Origin of the sequence: Dietzia sp. SL131, from assembly GCF_026672565.1 — a bacterium.
GTDB lineage: Bacteria > Actinomycetota > Actinomycetes > Mycobacteriales > Mycobacteriaceae > Dietzia > Dietzia kunjamensis.
Map to the genome: position 1 here is coordinate 2,737,438 of NZ_JAPPRI010000003.1, position 17,883 is coordinate 2,755,320.

13 protein-coding genes are annotated in these 17,883 nt (G+C 64.9%); 7 read left to right on the forward strand and 6 right to left on the reverse strand.

The features are described from left to right. The first annotated feature begins 167 nt into the window (after window positions 1–167). The 3 genes from OVA21_RS13785 to OVA21_RS13795 are packed head-to-tail and all read left to right on the forward strand — an operon-like array spanning window position 168 to window position 4,077. Window positions 168–1,430, forward strand: coding sequence for a TRAFAC clade GTPase domain-containing protein (locus tag OVA21_RS13785; protein ID WP_268092640.1), 1,263 nt, complete (start codon window positions 168–170; stop codon window positions 1,428–1,430). Then, window positions 1,427–3,394, forward strand: coding sequence for a hypothetical protein (locus OVA21_RS13790; protein ID WP_268092641.1), 1,968 nt, complete (start codon window positions 1,427–1,429; stop codon window positions 3,392–3,394). Before OVA21_RS13785 ends, OVA21_RS13790 begins: the two co-directional genes overlap by 4 nt. Then, a complete protein-coding gene (locus OVA21_RS13795) occupies window positions 3,391–4,077 on the forward strand; it encodes a hypothetical protein (protein WP_268092642.1) in 687 nt (228 codons plus the stop codon). The genes OVA21_RS13790 and OVA21_RS13795 overlap by 4 nt, the downstream gene beginning before the upstream one ends. A gap of 14 nt (window positions 4,078–4,091) precedes the next feature. Here OVA21_RS13795 and OVA21_RS13800 read toward each other — a convergent pair whose 3' ends face one another. Next, a complete protein-coding gene (locus OVA21_RS13800; protein ID WP_268092643.1) occupies window positions 4,092–6,869 on the reverse strand; it encodes a penicillin-binding transpeptidase domain-containing protein in 2,778 nt (925 codons plus the stop codon). Window positions 6,870–7,168: 299 nt separating this feature from the next. Continuing rightward, the gene (locus tag OVA21_RS13805; RefSeq protein ID WP_268092644.1) at window positions 7,169–7,945 is read right to left on the reverse strand and encodes a hypothetical protein; all 777 of its coding nucleotides are present in this window, start codon (window positions 7,943–7,945) and stop codon (window positions 7,169–7,171) included. A gap of 547 nt (window positions 7,946–8,492) precedes the next feature. Here OVA21_RS13805 and OVA21_RS13810 point away from each other — a divergent pair. From OVA21_RS13810 to OVA21_RS13825, 4 genes are all read left to right on the forward strand, one after another. Beyond that, window positions 8,493–9,200: a hypothetical protein gene (locus OVA21_RS13810; protein ID WP_268092645.1), complete on the forward strand. Its 708-nt coding sequence runs from the start codon at window positions 8,493–8,495 to the stop codon at window positions 9,198–9,200. Between the two features lie 102 nt (window positions 9,201–9,302). Then, window positions 9,303–10,640 carry an IS21 family transposase gene (gene istA, locus OVA21_RS13815; RefSeq protein ID WP_268092646.1) on the forward strand — a complete coding sequence of 446 codons (1,338 nt, stop codon included), beginning with the start codon at window positions 9,303–9,305 and terminating at the stop codon, window positions 10,638–10,640. After that, a complete protein-coding gene (istB, locus tag OVA21_RS13820) occupies window positions 10,637–11,410 on the forward strand; it encodes an IS21-like element helper ATPase IstB (protein WP_268092647.1) in 774 nt (257 codons plus the stop codon). Before istA (OVA21_RS13815) ends, istB begins: the two co-directional genes overlap by 4 nt. Before the next feature lie 92 nt (window positions 11,411–11,502). Continuing rightward, entirely contained in the window at window positions 11,503–13,695 is a 2,193-nt protein-coding gene (locus OVA21_RS13825; RefSeq protein WP_268092648.1) for a hypothetical protein, read from the forward strand. A 51-nt stretch (window positions 13,696–13,746) separates the two neighbouring features. Here the strand turns inward: OVA21_RS13825 and OVA21_RS13830 are convergent, their stop codons facing one another. From OVA21_RS13830 to istA (OVA21_RS13845), 4 genes are all read right to left on the reverse strand, one after another. Further along, window positions 13,747–14,505: an ATP-binding protein gene (locus OVA21_RS13830; RefSeq protein WP_106385343.1), complete on the reverse strand. Its 759-nt coding sequence runs from the start codon at window positions 14,503–14,505 to the stop codon at window positions 13,747–13,749. Then, window positions 14,502–15,371: a Mu transposase domain-containing protein gene (locus OVA21_RS13835; RefSeq protein ID WP_268092649.1), complete on the reverse strand. Its 870-nt coding sequence runs from the start codon at window positions 15,369–15,371 to the stop codon at window positions 14,502–14,504. The genes OVA21_RS13830 and OVA21_RS13835 overlap by 4 nt, the downstream gene beginning before the upstream one ends. A 109-nt stretch (window positions 15,372–15,480) precedes the next feature. Further along, entirely contained in the window at window positions 15,481–16,251 is a 771-nt protein-coding gene (locus OVA21_RS13840) for an ATP-binding protein (protein WP_107755567.1), read from the reverse strand. Next, window positions 16,248–17,822 (reverse strand): IS21 family transposase, encoded by a 1,575-nt coding sequence (gene istA / locus OVA21_RS13845; RefSeq protein ID WP_268092650.1) that lies wholly within the window; start codon window positions 17,820–17,822, stop codon window positions 16,248–16,250. The genes OVA21_RS13840 and istA (OVA21_RS13845) overlap by 4 nt, the downstream gene beginning before the upstream one ends. Between the last annotated feature and the right edge of the window lie 61 nt (window positions 17,823–17,883).

The following is a 17,883-nucleotide window of genomic DNA, read 5'->3' on the forward strand; positions in this document are numbered from 1 at the left end:
CGGCCCGGTCGCCTCCAGCGGAAACCTGTGGAGGTATCCAAAGATGCGGCGAATAGGACGTATAGCGGTCAAGTTCGCGGCTGGAGGGGCCACGCTGGGCTTCCTACTCGGACTTGGCATCTTCTTCTCACTCTGACCGATCCACCGACCCACTTCAGGAGATCCGCATGGCCACTGCACGGGGGCAGATCCGCCATACCGTCTGCGTCAATTGCGGCGCCGCGGTCACCATCGACCTCACGACCGGGGAACGCATCGACGCCGATCGGGCGATGAAGAGGGTCGGCATCGCGGGACGCTTTGACTTCGACAATCTCTTCGCCCCGGAGCAGACGCTCGACGAGGCCGCGTACAACTGGCTTGAGGAGTTGGGGCTCAAGATCTCGTGCAAGAATGACCACCCGATCGATCCTCGACAACTCAGCGGGAAGAGCTTCCTCCTTGTCGCGATGATCGGCCCGTCGGGATCGGGAAAGACCTCCTATCTGCGTTCGTTGGTCCGCGCGTCGGGTGAAGGCAGGCTCCCGCCGAGCTACACCGTGACGAATAAAACCCCGAAGGACAACGTCCAGTGGGCGGACGCGCTCAAGTTGCTCGACGACGCGCATAAGCAAGATCTGGCCGTCGACCGCACTCGTGCAGAGAGGGACGCTCTCAAACTCCCCATCGTCCTCGATGTCAAGGTTCCCGGAGAGACGGAAGAGATCACGATGGTATTTGTCGATGTCGCCGGCGAGACCCAGAACGAGATCGTGGTCCCGGAAAACGCGGAGCGGAACCTGCACATCGCTTTCGCCGACGCGCACCTCTACATGATCCCGCCCGTCGCCGGGTGGACCCCAGAGGAAAGAAGGGCCGCCGCCATCAGTCTCTCCCGCAACGGCACCCTTCAGGTCGCAGAAACCGCTCTCACAGCGAAGGCTGTCAACGGTGTCTTCAACGTGGTCCGGGACTACTACACCAATGTCCGCAAACGACCCAGGGTGGGCATGCCACTCGTCACTCCAGTCGTCGTCCTCTCGAAGTCGGACTTCGCAGGACACGACCACGACCGTCTGTACGTCGGCAATGCCGCCGACTCGAGCGCCACCACTCTCGAGGAACTCGCGCGCCACCACGACATCGTGCACCGCTACATCGACACCGCGATGAGCGCTGTGGCCGGCCACATCGATGCCACGGTGGAGGATCCCTGGTACGTGGCCGTCTCGCAGTCGGGAGGGCCGGCTTACATGACCGAGGACGGCGCCAAGCCGGTCCTCGACGAACTCGGGGAGGTGGTCAACGCTGAGAACCGTCCTCTGCGTCACGCACACTTTTCTCCGCGCGGTCTCTTCAATCCCCTCGCTGCGATCCTCACCTCTCGTGGCTACATGCCAAGAGAGTTCACCGGGAACCGCATCTATCCGCGGAGAGGGTTTCTGGGATGACGATGCCGCCGTCTGCCCCTCAGGCATTCTGGGGCTGGATCGACCACACCCTCACCGGTGGGTCCGGGGTGGGGCCGATCGCTACGTCACGTGGCTGGCCACCCGTCGACTTCACGTGGACATTTGCCGACACCCGCGACGGCATCGGGCCGGAAGTCGCCAGCAGCCGCGCCCGGTCTGTGGTCGTGACCCCGGAGGGACGCACCCTCGCGCTCTACCGGACATCCGATGACGTCGCCCGAGCAGGCGGCGAGTTCATTCACGTGATCGATGTGAGCGGCGCAGTGTCGGCTGGCAACTGGGATCCGTTGGTCGTCGCTTCCCGCACGTGGTTCGCCGGACTGTTCCTCAAGCGAACCGAGGCGATGCAGGTGATCAATCGCGCGCCGGCCCGGAACGCACTCAACGACCTCGCCCTGACCAACGACCGCCTCATCCCTCGAGCCGACGACGAGAACCTCGTCTCCGTGAGGCAGAACCCCCCTTTCAATCATGTCCAACTCACCACGATCCTCAGCGTGGTGCTCGCGCGTCTCAACGACGCCGCGAGCGTGCCTACCGCGTGCGCGGTCGTCCCGGACAGGGCGTCGACCGTGCCGCACCTCGTCCAGGTCCTGGACCGCCTCCCGGTCGGACTGCGCGCCCATGTCACCTTCACCACCGAACTGCGTGCCTGGCGGGACGATAGACCCAGTCTCACGTTCGGCTTGGCCCCCGGTCGCGCCCCGGCCGGTGCACCCGCCCCTGTCGTCGACCTCGTCGGCGGAACGACCAGGGAACCTAAGCTCCCGGGCTGGACTCAGCGAATGGCACTGGCATTGGTGTCCGCTGACCCCGAGGCGCTACCTCACTGCCCCGGGAGCGACGCACACGTTTCCCTCCGCGCCCTGTGGAGGTGGGTCCTCGCCCGCGAGATCGAGACGACACCGCCCGACTCATGGTCTGCTGAGCACCTCCGAATCGCGCTGCGCGACGCCCCCGCAACCGCACCTGCACCCGCACCCGCCGACGGTGCCCGGAGGTCACCTAATGCCTACTGGAGCATGCCGGTGGTGGAACGTGTGCATCTAGTCGAGCGGCTCGTCCGGCACGGCGACGACGACCGCGACCTGCTCGCGCTGGCACGAAACAGCGACCCCGAGGTGGACGCTGAACTGCTCCGCCGCGAGGTATCGTCCGGGGGGATCCCGCTCAACCTGCTGTCGACGTACCTCCGCATCGAGGAGAGCTCGGCCGGTCCTGACGAACTCCAGCGACTGATCGCCGCAGCCGGGGCACGAGTGGGCCGGCCCGCATTCTCCCCCGACGACGCCAGCGTTCTCGCGGCATGGATCGAACGTTGCATGCAGGCAGCGGGCATTCCCGACGAGGACGTGGTCATGGATCTCGCCGACCGGGATCACGTCGCACTCCTCACGCATCTCCCCGAAGATCGCATCCTTTCTCTGGCCGCGGACGCCGCACTCGACGCGCGGGCCGACGGACTGGTGGAGGCCGTACTCGCTAACCCGAGGTCAGGGCCGGCTCTCGTCTCGCGCCTCGCGCTCGCCGGCGGACCATCGACCCGCGTCTCGGTGGAACTAGCCCGGCGACTCGACGCCGACGGACTGCGTACGGTCGCATCCGCAATCGTCGACGGATCCGCAGACGGCCTCCAGTCGCTGTGGCTGTGGTGCGATGACCTCATCGTCGTCGTCGGCAAGGAGAGCTTCGTCCATCTCTTTGCTCAGATCGCCCGGGAGTACCTCGCCATGACTCCGCGGTGCGTTGAGGCGTTGGTTCCGCACATGTCTTCGGGGCCGGGTCACCTGGAGGACCGGGGGCACCCCGATCCTCGACACGCCGAAGAACGAACATCGGTCGGCGACACCCTCACGCTGCCGCCTCGCCCCCACGATGAGCCGGGGCCGGACCGTGACCGTCGCCGACGGTGGAATCTGCCGTGGGGGCGCGCTGACCGGTGAACGAATTCCACCGTCTGTCGCCGTTCGTGCCCACCGCATTCAGCATCGCTCTCATCCTCGCCGGCCTGGGGCGTTCGCTCCCCTTGGGCAGCCCTGCGCCGTGGTGGGTTCTGGGTGCGATGCTCGGATCCGGGGCCGTTCTCGTTCTCATCGCCCGGCGTCTTGACTACGAGGTGATGGTCTACGGTTCTGGACTGGAGACGTCCTCGGCCTCGTCGCAGGTGGCACTTCGCCGACTGTGGGTCCGTGCGCGCCGTTGGGCCACCGTATCCGCTGTACTCATCGCCCTCATCGCGATGGTCTCGACAGGTGTGGCGATCCCGACCATCACCTCGGTTGTCTGGGTGTGTGCGGTTGCTGTGCCGACGGCTTGGCTACTCGGGGTACTTAGTGGAGTTGACGAGGTCAGACGCCTTGTCACCGCACTGACCCCTTGGTTTGCCGTCGCGTGGGCCGGTGGAGCGCCTTGGACGGATGCACATGTGTGGTCGCCGACTCAGGGCGTCACCTTCGGTGTGTTCTGCGCCGCCTGCATCCTCCTCGCGGAGTATGCAGCGCGACCACTCACCAACGTATTCGGTCGATCCGTCGGCCGGAAGATCGCCACCGGACTCATCGTCATTCGCGTTGCGGTGTCCCTCCTGGCGGTGTGGGCGGTTGTCGTCGCCGGTTCGACAGGCTGAACGACCAGTTCAACTCACCCGTCGACATCCGTGCGGCACACGTTGTCGGAGGGCCGACCTCCCTCGAGTTCCTCCATGATCCCGGGCAGCCAGCCCGCGAGTACCTCAGTCGCAATCCCATCACCGGGGAATCGGTTTTCGGCACTGTGCTGTACAGCCAGCGCGACCACAGTGGAACGGTCGACGATGACGACCATCCACGAGTCCTCACTGGCAGGCACAAGATCAGTCGACTCCACTTCCGCAGTGCCGGTCTTGGCGGCGAGCTCGTGGGCCGGGAGTACGCCGGCCAAACGTGTCGCCGTACCGTGCGCCACCGCTCCACGCATTCCCTCGTAGGCCACATCGAGCGCCTCGCCGAATCGCTCGGCGCCGTCGAAGGCAGGCTCTGGACGCCGCGGTGACGACCAGTCCGTGAGCGACGACCCTTCACACCAACCGTGGACCAACGTCGGTCGACCGCCACCGCCACGGGAGGCGACCGTCGCCCCGATTCCCGCGACCGTCACGGGGGAGAGCCGAACTCCCTCCTGCCCGAATCCCGCGCGAGCAAGTGCGGGTGCGTCAGCATTGGCCGACAATCCACTCGTCGACGGGCTATCCGGGAACGAGTAGAGGTCCACTTCCGGCCTCGTCGGGTCCGCCGGTCCGACGAGGCCACTGAGCGGATTCGAGTCGCCGCGACCGGAGCGCAGCGGGTCGATGTCCGAGGTCACGCCAAAGTACGCGGCCACCTCGTTCATGCGCTCAGCGCCCGCCTGAACTGCCATCCATGCGGCCACAGTGTTGCAGGACTGAGAGAGCATGTCCTGTACGCGTTGGCCTTGACACGGTCCGTCCCATGCATTGGGCATCACAGCAGGCTCCGCTCCCGGTACCGGGATGACCCAGGGGCTCGGCAGCGGCTCGACCGGCTCGATTCCGTCCAGTGCAGCCACCGTCCCGGTGACGATCTTGAATACCGACCCGGCAGAGGCACGTGCCTGTTCAGGCGCCCTCACGAAGACGTTCTCCAACTGCCGACTAGAGACAAACGCGGCCCGTTCCCGCAGACGTCCAAGGTCCGGGGAGCCCGACTCCGCCGCATCTTCCACCTTGCTGTCCGCAAGTCTTTTCACCGAGGCATCGAACGCGATCGGGTCCCCGTCGGTGATAATTCTTCCCGTGGGCCCGACCTCATAGGCACCCGAGTTCAGATCCGGCCCCATCGAGCCGATACTCACCGGTGCAGAGGGAGTGGACCCGGACTCCTTGGACGCGACCGACCTGATTTGCCCGGACTCGGCGTCCATCACCACGATCGTCGCGGAAAGACCCGCGAGGGCTGTCGTCTCGTCGAGGGAACGGTACATCCGCTGCTGCAGACCCATGTGCAGTGAGGAGACCACGGTGGTCCGTCCGCACTCCGGCTTCCAAGGCAGCACGTGAGTCTGACCGCAGGTGGCGGCACCGGACACGCTGAACTCCAGTCCCTGACCCACCTTCTGGAAGGGGCTGAAGAACCCGAGGTCTGCCACCAGGCGACCGTTCGAGTAGTTCCTGAGACCCCCGCTGTAGGACGGCGACGCGAAGACCTGCCCGTCCGAGGTGACGATCGCGCCCCGGTTGCGATAGTTGGATTCGCCATACACCCGGGACTGCGGATCAACCCACTTCACGACGGTTGTGATCATCAGGACCGCCAAGGACATGACGGCCACGGCTCCGACCATCTTCCGGACCTCTCGCCCGTTGTGCACTTCTCGTTCAGGCCCGGAAGCGAATCCACCATAGGAATCGTGGCCGTAAACGACATCGGAGGCGGACGACGACAAGAGCGCGATCGACATCGACACTAACGCCACCGATACGAGGAGGACCGCCCCGTTCGCCGAGACGAACGGCATGTCGATGCCGCTGATCGGCAGGATCGCGAAGTTGGCGAGGGGCGACCAGAACATGGGGAGCAGCAACATGGCCGCCGCCCCCGTGACCGCGATCCCTGGGAGATCCTTACGCCGCGCCGCCTCCTTCGCGAGAAGGTACGGGATCAGGAGCGACACCGCGAGGAGCCCGATGATCGCCCCATATCCCCAGAACGCGACAACGGTCGCCGGGATGTAGTCGGACCGGTAGGCCGGTACCGCGAACGCGAGCGCAGCGGACCCCGGTCCGTTGCCGATCATCCCCGTGAAGGACATCGACCGCTGAGCCAGGCAGAGTTGAGACGGCGACGCCCCCTCCGGACACGCCTCCAGCAAATCTCGCACTCGACCGACTACCTTGAATCCTCCGGTCTCGTCACGGTCAAGGACCAGCGTGAACGCGGCTCCCGCGATCCCCACCGCGAGGAGCGGCCGACGGATCGGGCTGCCGTGGACTCGATAGAGCATCACCATGAGCGCGAATATCACGATGGCGAGAGGCCCGATGTCGCCTGCACCGACAAACACCCCGGCGAGAAGCAAGAAGACCGCAGCTCCAACGACCAGAATTCCCTGGGTGATCGGGCGGGACCACCGACCACTGGCAGTCCGCATGCCTGCCATCGCAGCACCCGCAACCGACGATTTGGTCGCGAAGAGCGCAGCCGCGACAAAGAATCCTAAACGGGCGAACTCCGTGACCTTTATGCCCCCGATTGACCCCTGCCTAAAGCCGGAGAGTCCGCCGACCGCGGGAGCAAGTCTCATCAGGAATGCTGCGAGCGTGACGCCCCCGATCCACCACACCCAATGGGGACGCGGAATCCTGACCAATACCCGTCCCACTACATCGCCTACGGCGATCCCCACGGCGAGCCACACGGCCATCATGAGTCCACGCCCGGTGGATCCGAGAACGACCTGCGTACCGATTCCTCCTGCGCAGAGCACCACGACGATCCGCGCGACCAGGACGGATCGCCAACCTCGTCCCCCCGCCACGATCAGGTGGGTACTGAGTGCTATCACGCCGAGGACGCCCAGGGTCAGCCACCACGACAAGTCCATCGCGCGATCGAGGTGCCGACTCGTCGCCACGAAACTCAACCCGGTAAGCAGGACCGTGAAGGCGGTGCCGAAGACGCTGGCGGAACTGCCGGTGGCCCGGTCGCGATTGGTTCCGACGATCATGACCTCCCCTCCGGGTCAGTCGGATAACGAAGGATCGCTGACCCATCGGGGGTCAGCCAGATCTCATCCCCGGGTACGAGTTCGATCACGCCGTTGACCCGGATGTGCACAGGTGCCCCACCCGCAGCGCGGTGATACGCCCCTGCCGTGCCTGTGATGCGACAGTGCATCGCCCCACTTGCGAGAATGGGGATCACCTCGAGTGCTTCCCTCGAGACCGCGAGGAATTCGTCGAGATCGGGAATCGTCACGTCGGCGTCATACGGTTCCAGACCCCGTCCGACTGTGAACGGGTTCAGAACGGTCACCTGCCGGACTACTGCGCTCCCCTTTTCCATCCAGTCCAGTTCGAGTACGGGTCCCACTCGTGACCCTCCCCGGTAAGGCTGGAGCACTTCGAAGCGCGGAGCCTTCGACGGGAGGTCCGCTCGCTCGACAGCGATCACCAGGTCGTCGAGTCCGTAGAAGTCAACGATCGCATCGCTCCTGGCAGCGAGCTTCTGCACATCCGCAAGTATCCGGCGACGCAACTCCCCGCGGACCCGCCGCACCAGGTCGGAGGCCAGAAGAACATCAGCATCTGCATGCTCGACGCCGGTTTCGACACGGACCACCGAGGGTAGATCGCATCGGACGGCGTCCTTGGCGTCATGCACCCGACTTTCGCGGACGATGAACTCAGCGAGCTCACTCACCGCCGTCTCGCGGATCGAACCGCGCACGGGCGGTTCGACTGTAGACTCCAAGGCCTTGCCGATCCGGTCACGAGCCATACGGAACCTATCCCGCCATCGAGTCACCATGAACCGTAGCCCCATCCCGTGAGTAGGGGTGTCGACGCGGCGAGCACGATGACGACGCCGATCCACTTGAGCCTCCTGGCACGCAGGCTGGGACGGAGCATGGCCCTCCTTCGTTCGGCACACCAAGAATGAAGGATTGAAGATTAACCCACTGACCAGTCCGAACCCCGGCAAACCGCGTGGTCTAGCGCATTGCCGTCCGTCGTGTCGTATGAACGTCGGACATGGTTAGGCGTTGCGCGGGGCAGTCGGCGCGCCGGCCGCCCGGTGGCTACCACGACACGCCGGGTTTCCGAGTCATTCTTTAAACGCGGTCGCTTTTCCGTTGCAGCTCGGATTCCACCGGCTCAGGTCGCTTACCCCCGCCTCGATCTCGCTCTCGCGGGGAGCTCGTTCACTCACTACAAGTCGTCCACATTTCGATTGTTGTCGTGCGGATCACTCGACGGTCTTCAGGTAATTCTGTGGTGCAGATCGGTGCCTGCGTCCAGACTTGGTCAAGGGGCCGCCGAAAGCGATGGTCATCGACAGGTGGGGGGAGTTCGTGGACTGCAGATCGCGATCGCGCTGGAGACGCTATCGGCGCGTCGGGACCGTCACCGCTCGCCGGCAGGACGTGGCCGCGGTCTGGAAGACAGGTGCCGACGACCGGATGGAGGGGGCGGCGGGGGACTGGCTCGTCGAGGACGCCAGCGGGGGACAAAGAACCGTGTCCGACCAGGCTTTTCGCGCATCTCACCGGCATGTCGAGGCGGACAAGTGGGAGCGGTGCTCCGTCCTGGAAGCCAGAAGAGCGAAGACTGGCGAGGTCGCGGTGTCCCAGGAAGGCACATCAACCGCGACTGCGGGAGACTGGGTCGTCCGCGATGCGCCAGACAATGCCTGGATAGTTCCGAACTCGCATTTCAGAACCGCGTACAAGCGTTCCCGAACTATCCTGGGCCGGGGCACCGAGTCTCCAGCGGAGTCGTATTTGATCCTCCTGCTGAGGCTGAGCGTCTTCGGTGTCTCCGTGGCTGTGGCCGTGTTGTGTGTGTTGGCCCTGGGTGTCGAGTCCACCAACACCCCCATCGAACCAGGTTCATGGGTCGCCCGGATGCCGTTTATCGACCTCGCCCTTTCCCGGCCCGGCGTCACCTCGGTCGCCTTCCTGATGTCCGCGTACACCCTGATGTGTCGGTTTGGGGACAGGTTCATGTGTAGGTCGGTGTTCGGCGTTCCGTAGTTGTTCGCCGAGGTGGGTGGGCCACCCGTGGAGTCGTCTTCCGGCAAGTTGACGATTTCCGAAGGGTGGCCCACCCCCATGATCCTGGATCAGGAGTCCTGGATGAATATCCGACGTTTCAAACAGCTGCATGCCACGGGCATGACGTATGCCGAGATCGGTCGCGAGTGCGGCTGCGACTGGCGCACGGTACGCAAGTACCTGGCCGAGGATGCCCCGACGGCGCCGCCGTCGGCGCCCTCGCGCAAGGGCACACAGAAGGTGGCCATCACCGAGATGATCGCAGCGCTGATCGATGCGATGCTGCGAGCCTGCATCGACCTCAGAGCCACCGTGATCTGCGAGCGTCTCGCCGACGAGCACGACGTGCATGTGCACTATCAACGGGTCAAGACCTACTGCCGCTCCCGCCGCCCCCAGATCCGCGCCGAGCTCGGCCTCGACGAACCGGGAGCGGGGAGTCTGCACCGCCGCATCGCCACCCTGCCCGGGGCCCAAGCGCAGGTCGACTGGGGCGATGAGGGAGATCTGCTGGGCACCGGGGTGCGCGTCTACTCGTTCCACATGACGCTGTCGTACTCGCGGGACCCGTTCTGCTGCTTCGTGACCTCAATGGATGCCGCAACGTTCTTCGACTGCCACCGACGGGCCTTCGACCACTTCGGCGGAGTCCCGGCAGCAATCGTCTACGACCGCCTCAAGACCGTGGTGCGCCGCCATGTCGCCCCAGGCAAGGCAGTCCCGGTCACCGCCGCAGCCACCGCGTTCGCCGGCCACTACGGGTACGACATCGACGTGCTGGCCGCCTACCGGCCCACCGGCAAGGGCCGGGTGGAGCGGCAGGTCGATATCGTGCGCGAGCACGTCGTGGCCGGGCGCCGGTTCCGCTCGGTCGGCGACGCTGATGCAGCGTTCGCCCGATGGGTGAAGATCCGCCGCCGCCAAGTGCATCGCACGCACGGGCAAGTCATCGCCGAAGCCGCCGCGGTAGACCACGCCGCACTGGGCCCGCTGCCGGCCACGGAGTACGAGATCTTCGATGAGCACGTGCGCACGGTGGGCAAGGACTGCCTGATCTCGTTCGAGTCCGACCACTACTCGGTCCCCGCCTCCCAGGTGACGGCGAGGCAGAAGGTCCTGGTCCGCGCCACAGCCAGCCGCATCACAGTCTGCCGCCTGGAGGACCCCGCCCAGGTGCTGGCGGTCCACCGTCGCGGCAGCCGGTCCCACGAGTGGATCATCGAACCCACCCACTGGGACGGCCTGCCCGACGGGGCCGGCCGCGCCGTCTGTCACACCGAGCCCGACCGGGCCGGGGCATCTGCCAGGCCGGAGGAATCGTCATCAGTGCTGGCGCACTATCTGGCCTCGATGGACCCGGTTCCCGATATCCGACGGCCGTTGGCGTCCTACGAGCTGGTGGCGGGTGAGGCCTCGTGAGCGAGTTCGTCATCAGTCGGATCACCGCCGCCGCGCAGCGTCTCAAGCTACCGCACATGGCCGCCAGCGCCGCTGACGCAGCGACCCGTGCCGAGCAGTCGCAACTGGGCTACCTGGACTTTCTCGACCAGCTGCTCGAGGAGGAGGTCACCCACCGGGAATCGGGCCGGTTCCGCAACGCGCTCAAGCTCTCCGGGCTGCCGCACCACAAGACCCTGGAAGACTTCGACTTCGCCTTCCAGCCCGGCGTCGATGCCCGGCGCTTAAAGGATCTCGCGGCAATGGAGTTCGTCGAACGCAAAGCCAACATCGCCCTGCTCGGCCCGCCCGGGGTCGGCAAGACCCACATCGCCGTGGCACTGGCAGTGACCGCATGCCGGGCCGGCCACTCGATCTACTACACCACCCTCGACGACCTGGTCCGCAAGCTGCGCAAAGCCGACAACCTCGGCACCCTACCTAAGCAACTCTCCAGCCTGGCCCGGCCATCCCTGCTGGTCATCGACGAAGTCGGCTACCTCCCACTCAACCGCGCGGAGGCCAACATGTTCTTCCAGCTGGTATCACGCCGCTACGAGAAGCGCTCGACGATCATCACCAGCAACAAGACCTTCGCCGAATGGGGCACCGTCCTCGGAGACGAAGTCCTGGCCACCGCCATCCTGGACCGGTTCCTGCACCACTGCGAGGTCATCGCCATCAACGGTCCCTCCTACCGGCTCAAAGACCGAGCAGACCTTGTCAGCACCGCCGAAGAACCGGCACCATAAACCCCAGCCGGACACCGACACGTGAGCCTGTACCCGCAACGACACGTCACCCTGTACGCGGACACCTGATATCCGTGGGAATCTTGGCGATCATGATCGCGGACTTCAGGTTCATCTTCTATGACGCCTCCCGAACAGTGACCATCGCCGCTGCGGCAGGCATCTCCACCATCACTGTGGCGTTTCCCCCCTTCTATCACTGCAGAAGCGAATCCGACTCGCTGTGGTCGACACTTGCGGACACTGCCGGCTTGTTCACCTTGACCTTCGAGCGTGACACGCTCGCTTTCGCGGATGAGCGCGGGGTCGTCGCCTGTATGCCACCGTCTACCGGTATGGAAATGGCCCGAGTCCTCGCGTTGGTCGCATCATCCGCCGCCATCGTCGCGCTGCTCGTCCGGGCGTCCGAGGGTTTCCGAAACAGGATGGAGCTGGCTCGACACCCCGAGCGAGCGATCGTCGCGATCGGTCTGGACGACGACGCCGTCGAGTTCCTTAAGAACGTTAAGGCTGGCAGCCTCGATAAGACCGTGTACCTCCTCACCGTCGCCCCCGACCGCCCGTGCGTCCGGGCCGTGGAAGAAGCCGGCATCCGCGTCATCACCGTCGACATCGACTCCGAGCGTGCCTTCCGCAAATTATTCTCTCGGAGGGTCCGGTTCCGCGTCATTAAACACCCCGCGCGCATCTACCTCCTCTTCGCGGATCCCGCGATCAACGAGAAGAGACTCAAGCAGGCTCGAGCTGCCAGGATTCTGCCGGATCACGGCACCGAACACTCTTCTCTCGAAACGATCCCCAGGGTGGTCGTGCGGATCGATGACGTCTGGCAGGCCGAGGACTACCAAAACGAGAACCGCGAGATATCCGGTTACGCCGTCGACGTCGTCGGGATCTACGCTTCGACCGCGGACGCGCTCCTCGGCCCTCACTTGGCCCATGTCGACGCAGCGCTCAAAAGACTGGACGTCGTCAGCGCCAGGAAGAACGGGGCCCAGGACGACGAGAACGTTCCCCGCCCGGGCCCTCTTGTCATCGTCGGCTCAGGCAATCTCACTTTAGCGATGCTCTCGTGGATGGCCGATCGCTCGCGTGAGTTGCGGGTACTGCGAGAGAAGGACGTGAACGAACGCCTCGGGAGGGAAGCGACCCGCGACCTCCACGTAATAGTGATCAGTCACGACGCGGACGACCTATGTGATGACCACACGGTTCGCCAACTGCACCGCGGTGGTCAGTATCTCCTTCTAGATGCTATTCCCTGCGCACCGGACGACACTAAGAAGCGGCTGACGGAGGTACTCGACCGCGTTCGGAATGAAGACCCGATCGTCGTCTTCACCGACGATCCCGGAGTGCAGTCGGGAAGCTTCGCGCCCAGTATCAACTACCGCTTTGCGGACATCCCGGTATTTCAGCACCGTCCTGATGTCTCCACGCCCCCGGAAACAACGAGTCGACACCGTATCAGCCCTTATGGAATCACCCTCGCGCCACGCAACGCGGTCACTATGCTCGAAAGGTGGGGCAGACTCGGTCTACTCCTCCACGCCAAGTACATTCTGGGGGTAAAGGACACGCTCGAGAAGCTGGAGACAACAGCCGAACAATTGGAGAGAACTGACCAGCGCAGTTTTAAGCAACTCGTCGACGATTGGCGCGACGCCCTCGTCGTCTCGAGTCCCGGTTGGTTTCCCCGTGGTACGAGACTCGTAACGGATACCACGGGCAACTCAGAGCCTCAGGTGCCCCGCCGTCTCGCTTGGCAGCCTGCCATCGAATCTTCCAGCAGCAACGACTTTCACCCTTACCTGGTGGAAGACAACATCCGATCCGTCGTCATGACGCTCGCCTCGTTGTCATCTCGTTCGCTTGACTGGAAAGCTCCTCCCGCCGAATCCACAGAACTCTTCGAACCACCCTGGTCCGAACCAGAGGAGAAGCTGGAAGAGAGCCAAGCCGAAGAACTCCGTAGCACCGGAGATCACTCACTGGAACCCTGGCAGGTCAAGGCGCTGATGGACTTTGGATGCAAGTTCAACCTTTCGCCGGAGCAGCTCACCACAATCGCCAGGGCCGAATCTGAATCGTGGCGCCAGCACCGTTGTCGCCAGAAGCCAAAGTGGCAAAAGACCGACGCCGCCCGCGCCGAGGCCAGATCGAAGCTGGAGGACCAGGTCGAAGCCGGGGAGATCAGTACGGAGGCCGCGAAACTGGTCAGGCACCTCCTAACGTGTGCCTGTTTGGGACGCCTTTCGGAAAGCGCGGATCTGATGATCGGGTAGCGGTCGGACGGGCATCGGATAGCGGCATCTGCCCGTCCGACCGCTGGGCCGCTATGGCGTTGTCGTGGCGAGGTGTCGTCTCATGTTCGGGCCGTCGAGGGCGATGATCTCGGCGCCGGCGACGATGCGGTTGAGTATTGATTCGGCGATGACCGCGTCTTGGAGCGACTTGTACCAATCGGGCGGGTCGAACTGGGAGGTCACCAGAGTCGATCCTCGCCCTTCGCGGGCGGCCAGGATGTTGAGCAGCTCGGCCGCGGTGTGCGGGGCCACCGGGGTGGTCAGGAAGTCGTCCAGAACCAGCAGGTCACAGTTGTGCAGGTCGGTGAGGAAGTCCAGCCGGCGCTGCGAGGTCGGTTCTAGAACGGCGAGCCGGTTGGCCAGGTCGTCGAGCCGGAAGAATCTCGCGGTGTAGTACTTTCGGCACGCGGCATTGAGAAGCGCTTGGGCGAGGTAGGTCTTGCCCACGCTGGACTGGCCGAGCACGACGAGATTACGAGTGGCGTCGATCCATTGACAGCTGGAGAGACGTGCGATTAGCTCGCGGTTGACGTTGCGGTCAGGCAGGTAGCGGATCTCTTCTACGCAGGCGTCAGGGTTTGGCGATCTGGAGGCCTTGAGTAGTTTCTGGGTCCGGCGTTCCTGCCTGGCCGTGATCTCTTTGTCCAGGGCGTGGAAGATTTTCTCGGAGAAGGTCCACTCGTCGCAGGCGGGATCGTTGGCCAGGTCAATGACGGTCTGTCCGAACGCGGTCATCCGCAACTGCGTGAACAGCGGCATGTCGGCGTCGGTGAGATGACGATCAGTCACTGCAGGTCCTCCTTCCCCGCGATGCCGGTGCTCGTACTCGGGCGTCCGGTGAGGGTGGCGAGACTGAACTGCTCAGGCCCGGCCAGATGCGCCCCCGTTGTATCCCGCCGACCCGGCGGCGGCTCCACCCGGGCCGTCGTTGCCGGCGGCGCCTCCGTCGTCGTGGGTCGGGCCGCGGCCTGGGCCCGCAGGGCCGCCAGCTGCTGTTTGACGGCGGTGTAGCTGATAGCCCGGCGTGCGGTCTCAGAGACGAGTTGCCCGCAGGCCCGCTCGAGGAGCTGCTTGTTGTCGCCGCGGGCCAGGGCGAGGATGTTCTGGCACGAGCGATAGCCCTGAGCCTCGATCCGCTGGCGATCGAGGACCTCGCTGATCGCGGCGACGGTGTTCGGTCCGATCTTGTGGGCCTGGCGCACGAAGTAGGCCCGTGACCACAGGTCGGATGATTGCAGGTGCTGGGCGGGCACGTGGTCAGGGTCGGTGACGAACGCGTGCCGCTTACCGGAGACGGTGTGGGAGGCGATGACCTCACCGCCAGCCATGACCACCAGTGTGGGGCCGGTGATCTTCACATCGACGTGCTGGCCGGCGAAGGTGTAGGGCACCGAGTACTTCACCGTGGCGATCTCGACGTGGTAGTCCCGGTTGACCTTGGACTTCTTCCAGATGACCGGCTGCCAGCGGACCTCGGGCAGAGCGATCAGCTCGGACTGCTCATGCTCGGCGAACAGCTCGCGGCGGCTCGTCTTCTGGCCCCGGAACGGGATCCGGTCGTTGATCGCCTCCACCTCGGCGGCGATCGCCTCGTTCAGATCGTCCAGGCTCGCGAACCGCCGATCGGCCAGCCGTCCGATCACCCAGTTCGTCACCACTGGCGCGTAGGGCTACTTGGTTGCGCCAGTCCACGGAGTTGGTAGCGCTGTTCTGGGGAGTCGGTTGCGGCCCCAGCTTCTGGGCGGGGCCGCAGCCGCTGGCCCTTTACTCCCAGTAGCCGTCGGTGGTGCGAGCCTGGTCTTGGCGCTGTCGGCGCATATCGATCTGGCCGAGGTTGATCGTCCGCGCGTTGTTAGCCAGGCGGTTGACGATGGAGTCCGCCGCGACTCGGTCGGGCAGTTCGGCGACCCAGTGGGCCGGCCCGGTTTGCGAGGCGATCATCGTCGGCAGGCGGTGTTCGCGGTTGGCCAGAATGGCGAACAGGTCGGAGGCGGCATCGCTGTCGATGCCGACGGTGAGAAAGTCGTCGATGATCAGCAGGTCCGTGTTCGATAGGTCATTGAGCAGTTTCTGGTGCGCGATTCCGTCGGCGCGGGTGATGACCAACTGCCGGGCCAGCGAATCCATCCTGGCGTAGGTGACGGCGTGACCGTTGTGGCAGGCAGCGATGCCGATGGCGCAGGCCAGGTACGTTTTTCCTCCTCCGGTTGGGGAGATGACCAGCAGGTTCGTGGGATCGGCGGCCCAGTCGTGGGCGGCGTAGCGTTTCATCCGCACCGGGTTGATCCCGCGGCCCTCGCGGTAGTCGAGTTCTGCGACATTCGCCTCCGGGATCGGCAGGCCGGCGGCCCGGATGAGCTTGTCGACCTTGTGTGCCCGGCGGTCCTCGAGGGCGTCGTCCACGGCGGTCAGGAATAGTTGCTCGGGGGTCAGCTCGTCGTTGGCCTCGTCGCCGATGAGCTGCTCCAGCCGGGCGGCGACTCGGGTCACGCGCAGGGCGCGGAACTTGTCGTAGTCGATGTCGGTGAACGTCACTGCGCTGCCCCCTGGCTGCCGATTTCGTAGTGGGAGGCGTCGCGGACGTAGACCTCCGGGCCAGGATCGTCGCCTTGGGATTCGGTGTGTTTGCGGGTTGAGGCCGCGGGCCTGATGGTCCTGGGCGCCTTGGCATCCGAGTCGATCGCGGCCATCAGTCGCTTGAGGGTGGTGTAGGTGGGATAGCCGCCGCGGGCAAGGAGTTCACCGCAGGCGGCCTCAAGGCGCTGACGGTTCTTCTTGCCGAGTCCGCCCAGGATGTTCTGGCAGTCCAGATACCCCTGGGCCTCGATCTGGTGGCGGTCCAGGATCTGCTCGATCACCTCCTGTGTGGCCGGACCAAAGCTGCGGGCTCGATCGCTGAACCAGGTCCTGGACCACAGGCCGTCGATGTCGCGGTGCTTGTCCGGAACGTGCACGCCGAGCGTGGAGTACTGGCCCTTGCGGCCGCTCAGCCGCGGGTGCTCGCTCACGACCTCGTTGCCGTTGAACACCGTGACTCGGCTCGAGGTCAACCGAACCCGCAGCAGCTGTCCTGCCAGCGAGTACGGCACCGAGTAATGCTGGTAGTCGGCGGTGATGTGATAGTTGCGGGCGGCCTTGAGCTGCTTCCAGGCCACCTCCTCGAACCGGGCATCGGGCAGGGCTGTGAGCAGGTGCTGCTCCTCGGTTTCGAAGCGCTCCCACCGGGTCGAATCGTCGGCCCGCTTCAGGTCCTGGTTGACCTCGCGCACCCGCTCGTCGATCGCCTCGTTGAGCTCGGACACCGAGAACCACGTCTCGCCCTCGAGGTAGCCGATGACGCGTAGGTTCACCACATTCACCGCAGACTCTGCGGCAGCCTTATCCCTTGGCCGTTTGGCCCTGGCCGGGACGATGGCGCACTGGTAATGGTCGGCCAGCTGCTGGTAGCGGGCGTTGACGACCCGCTCGGAATCGCCCTTGTGTCGTTGGTGCGTCGAGGTGGTCGGGTTGTCCGGGACCACTAGCTGGGGCACGCCCCCGTAGAACGAGAATGCCTGGACGTGGGCGTCCAGCCAGGCCTCGGACTTTGTGTTCGGATACGCCCGGCAGAACACCGCGCCCGAGTACGGCAGAACCGCCACGAACAAGAAGGCCTTGACCACCGAGCCGTCACCGCGGTCCACCACGTCCAGGGTGTCCCCGGCCCAGTCCACGTGCATCGCCCGCCCCGGCTCGTGGCGCAGGACCGCGACCAGGTCATTCGTTCGCGCCCACTCGGAGAACAGGGCGCAGTACTGCGCGTACCCGTACTTTTTCTTGCCCGTGCCTGCGGCATCGGCGTATCGGCGCCACCCCTGCAGCAGCGTGAAGTGGCGACGGTGCTTGAGCGCCTGGAGTACCGATTCGAACTCCGGCCGCTCGTACTCATCCGAGACGCGACGTCGCCCGTCGGGGAACCACCCGGCGACCTCCGCATCCGAGACACCCTCCACTGAGGTGATGCCGTTCGCTCCGATCACCTGCTTGGCCCGCGCGACATCACGGTGCGAACAGCCCGCCGTCTCCACGACCTCCCGGTAGCTGCGGCCCTGAAGCAACAGGGCCATAATCCTTCGGTAATCCGCCACGGATCCCGCCTCTCATGCCAAGAACGACGACACCCCTTGT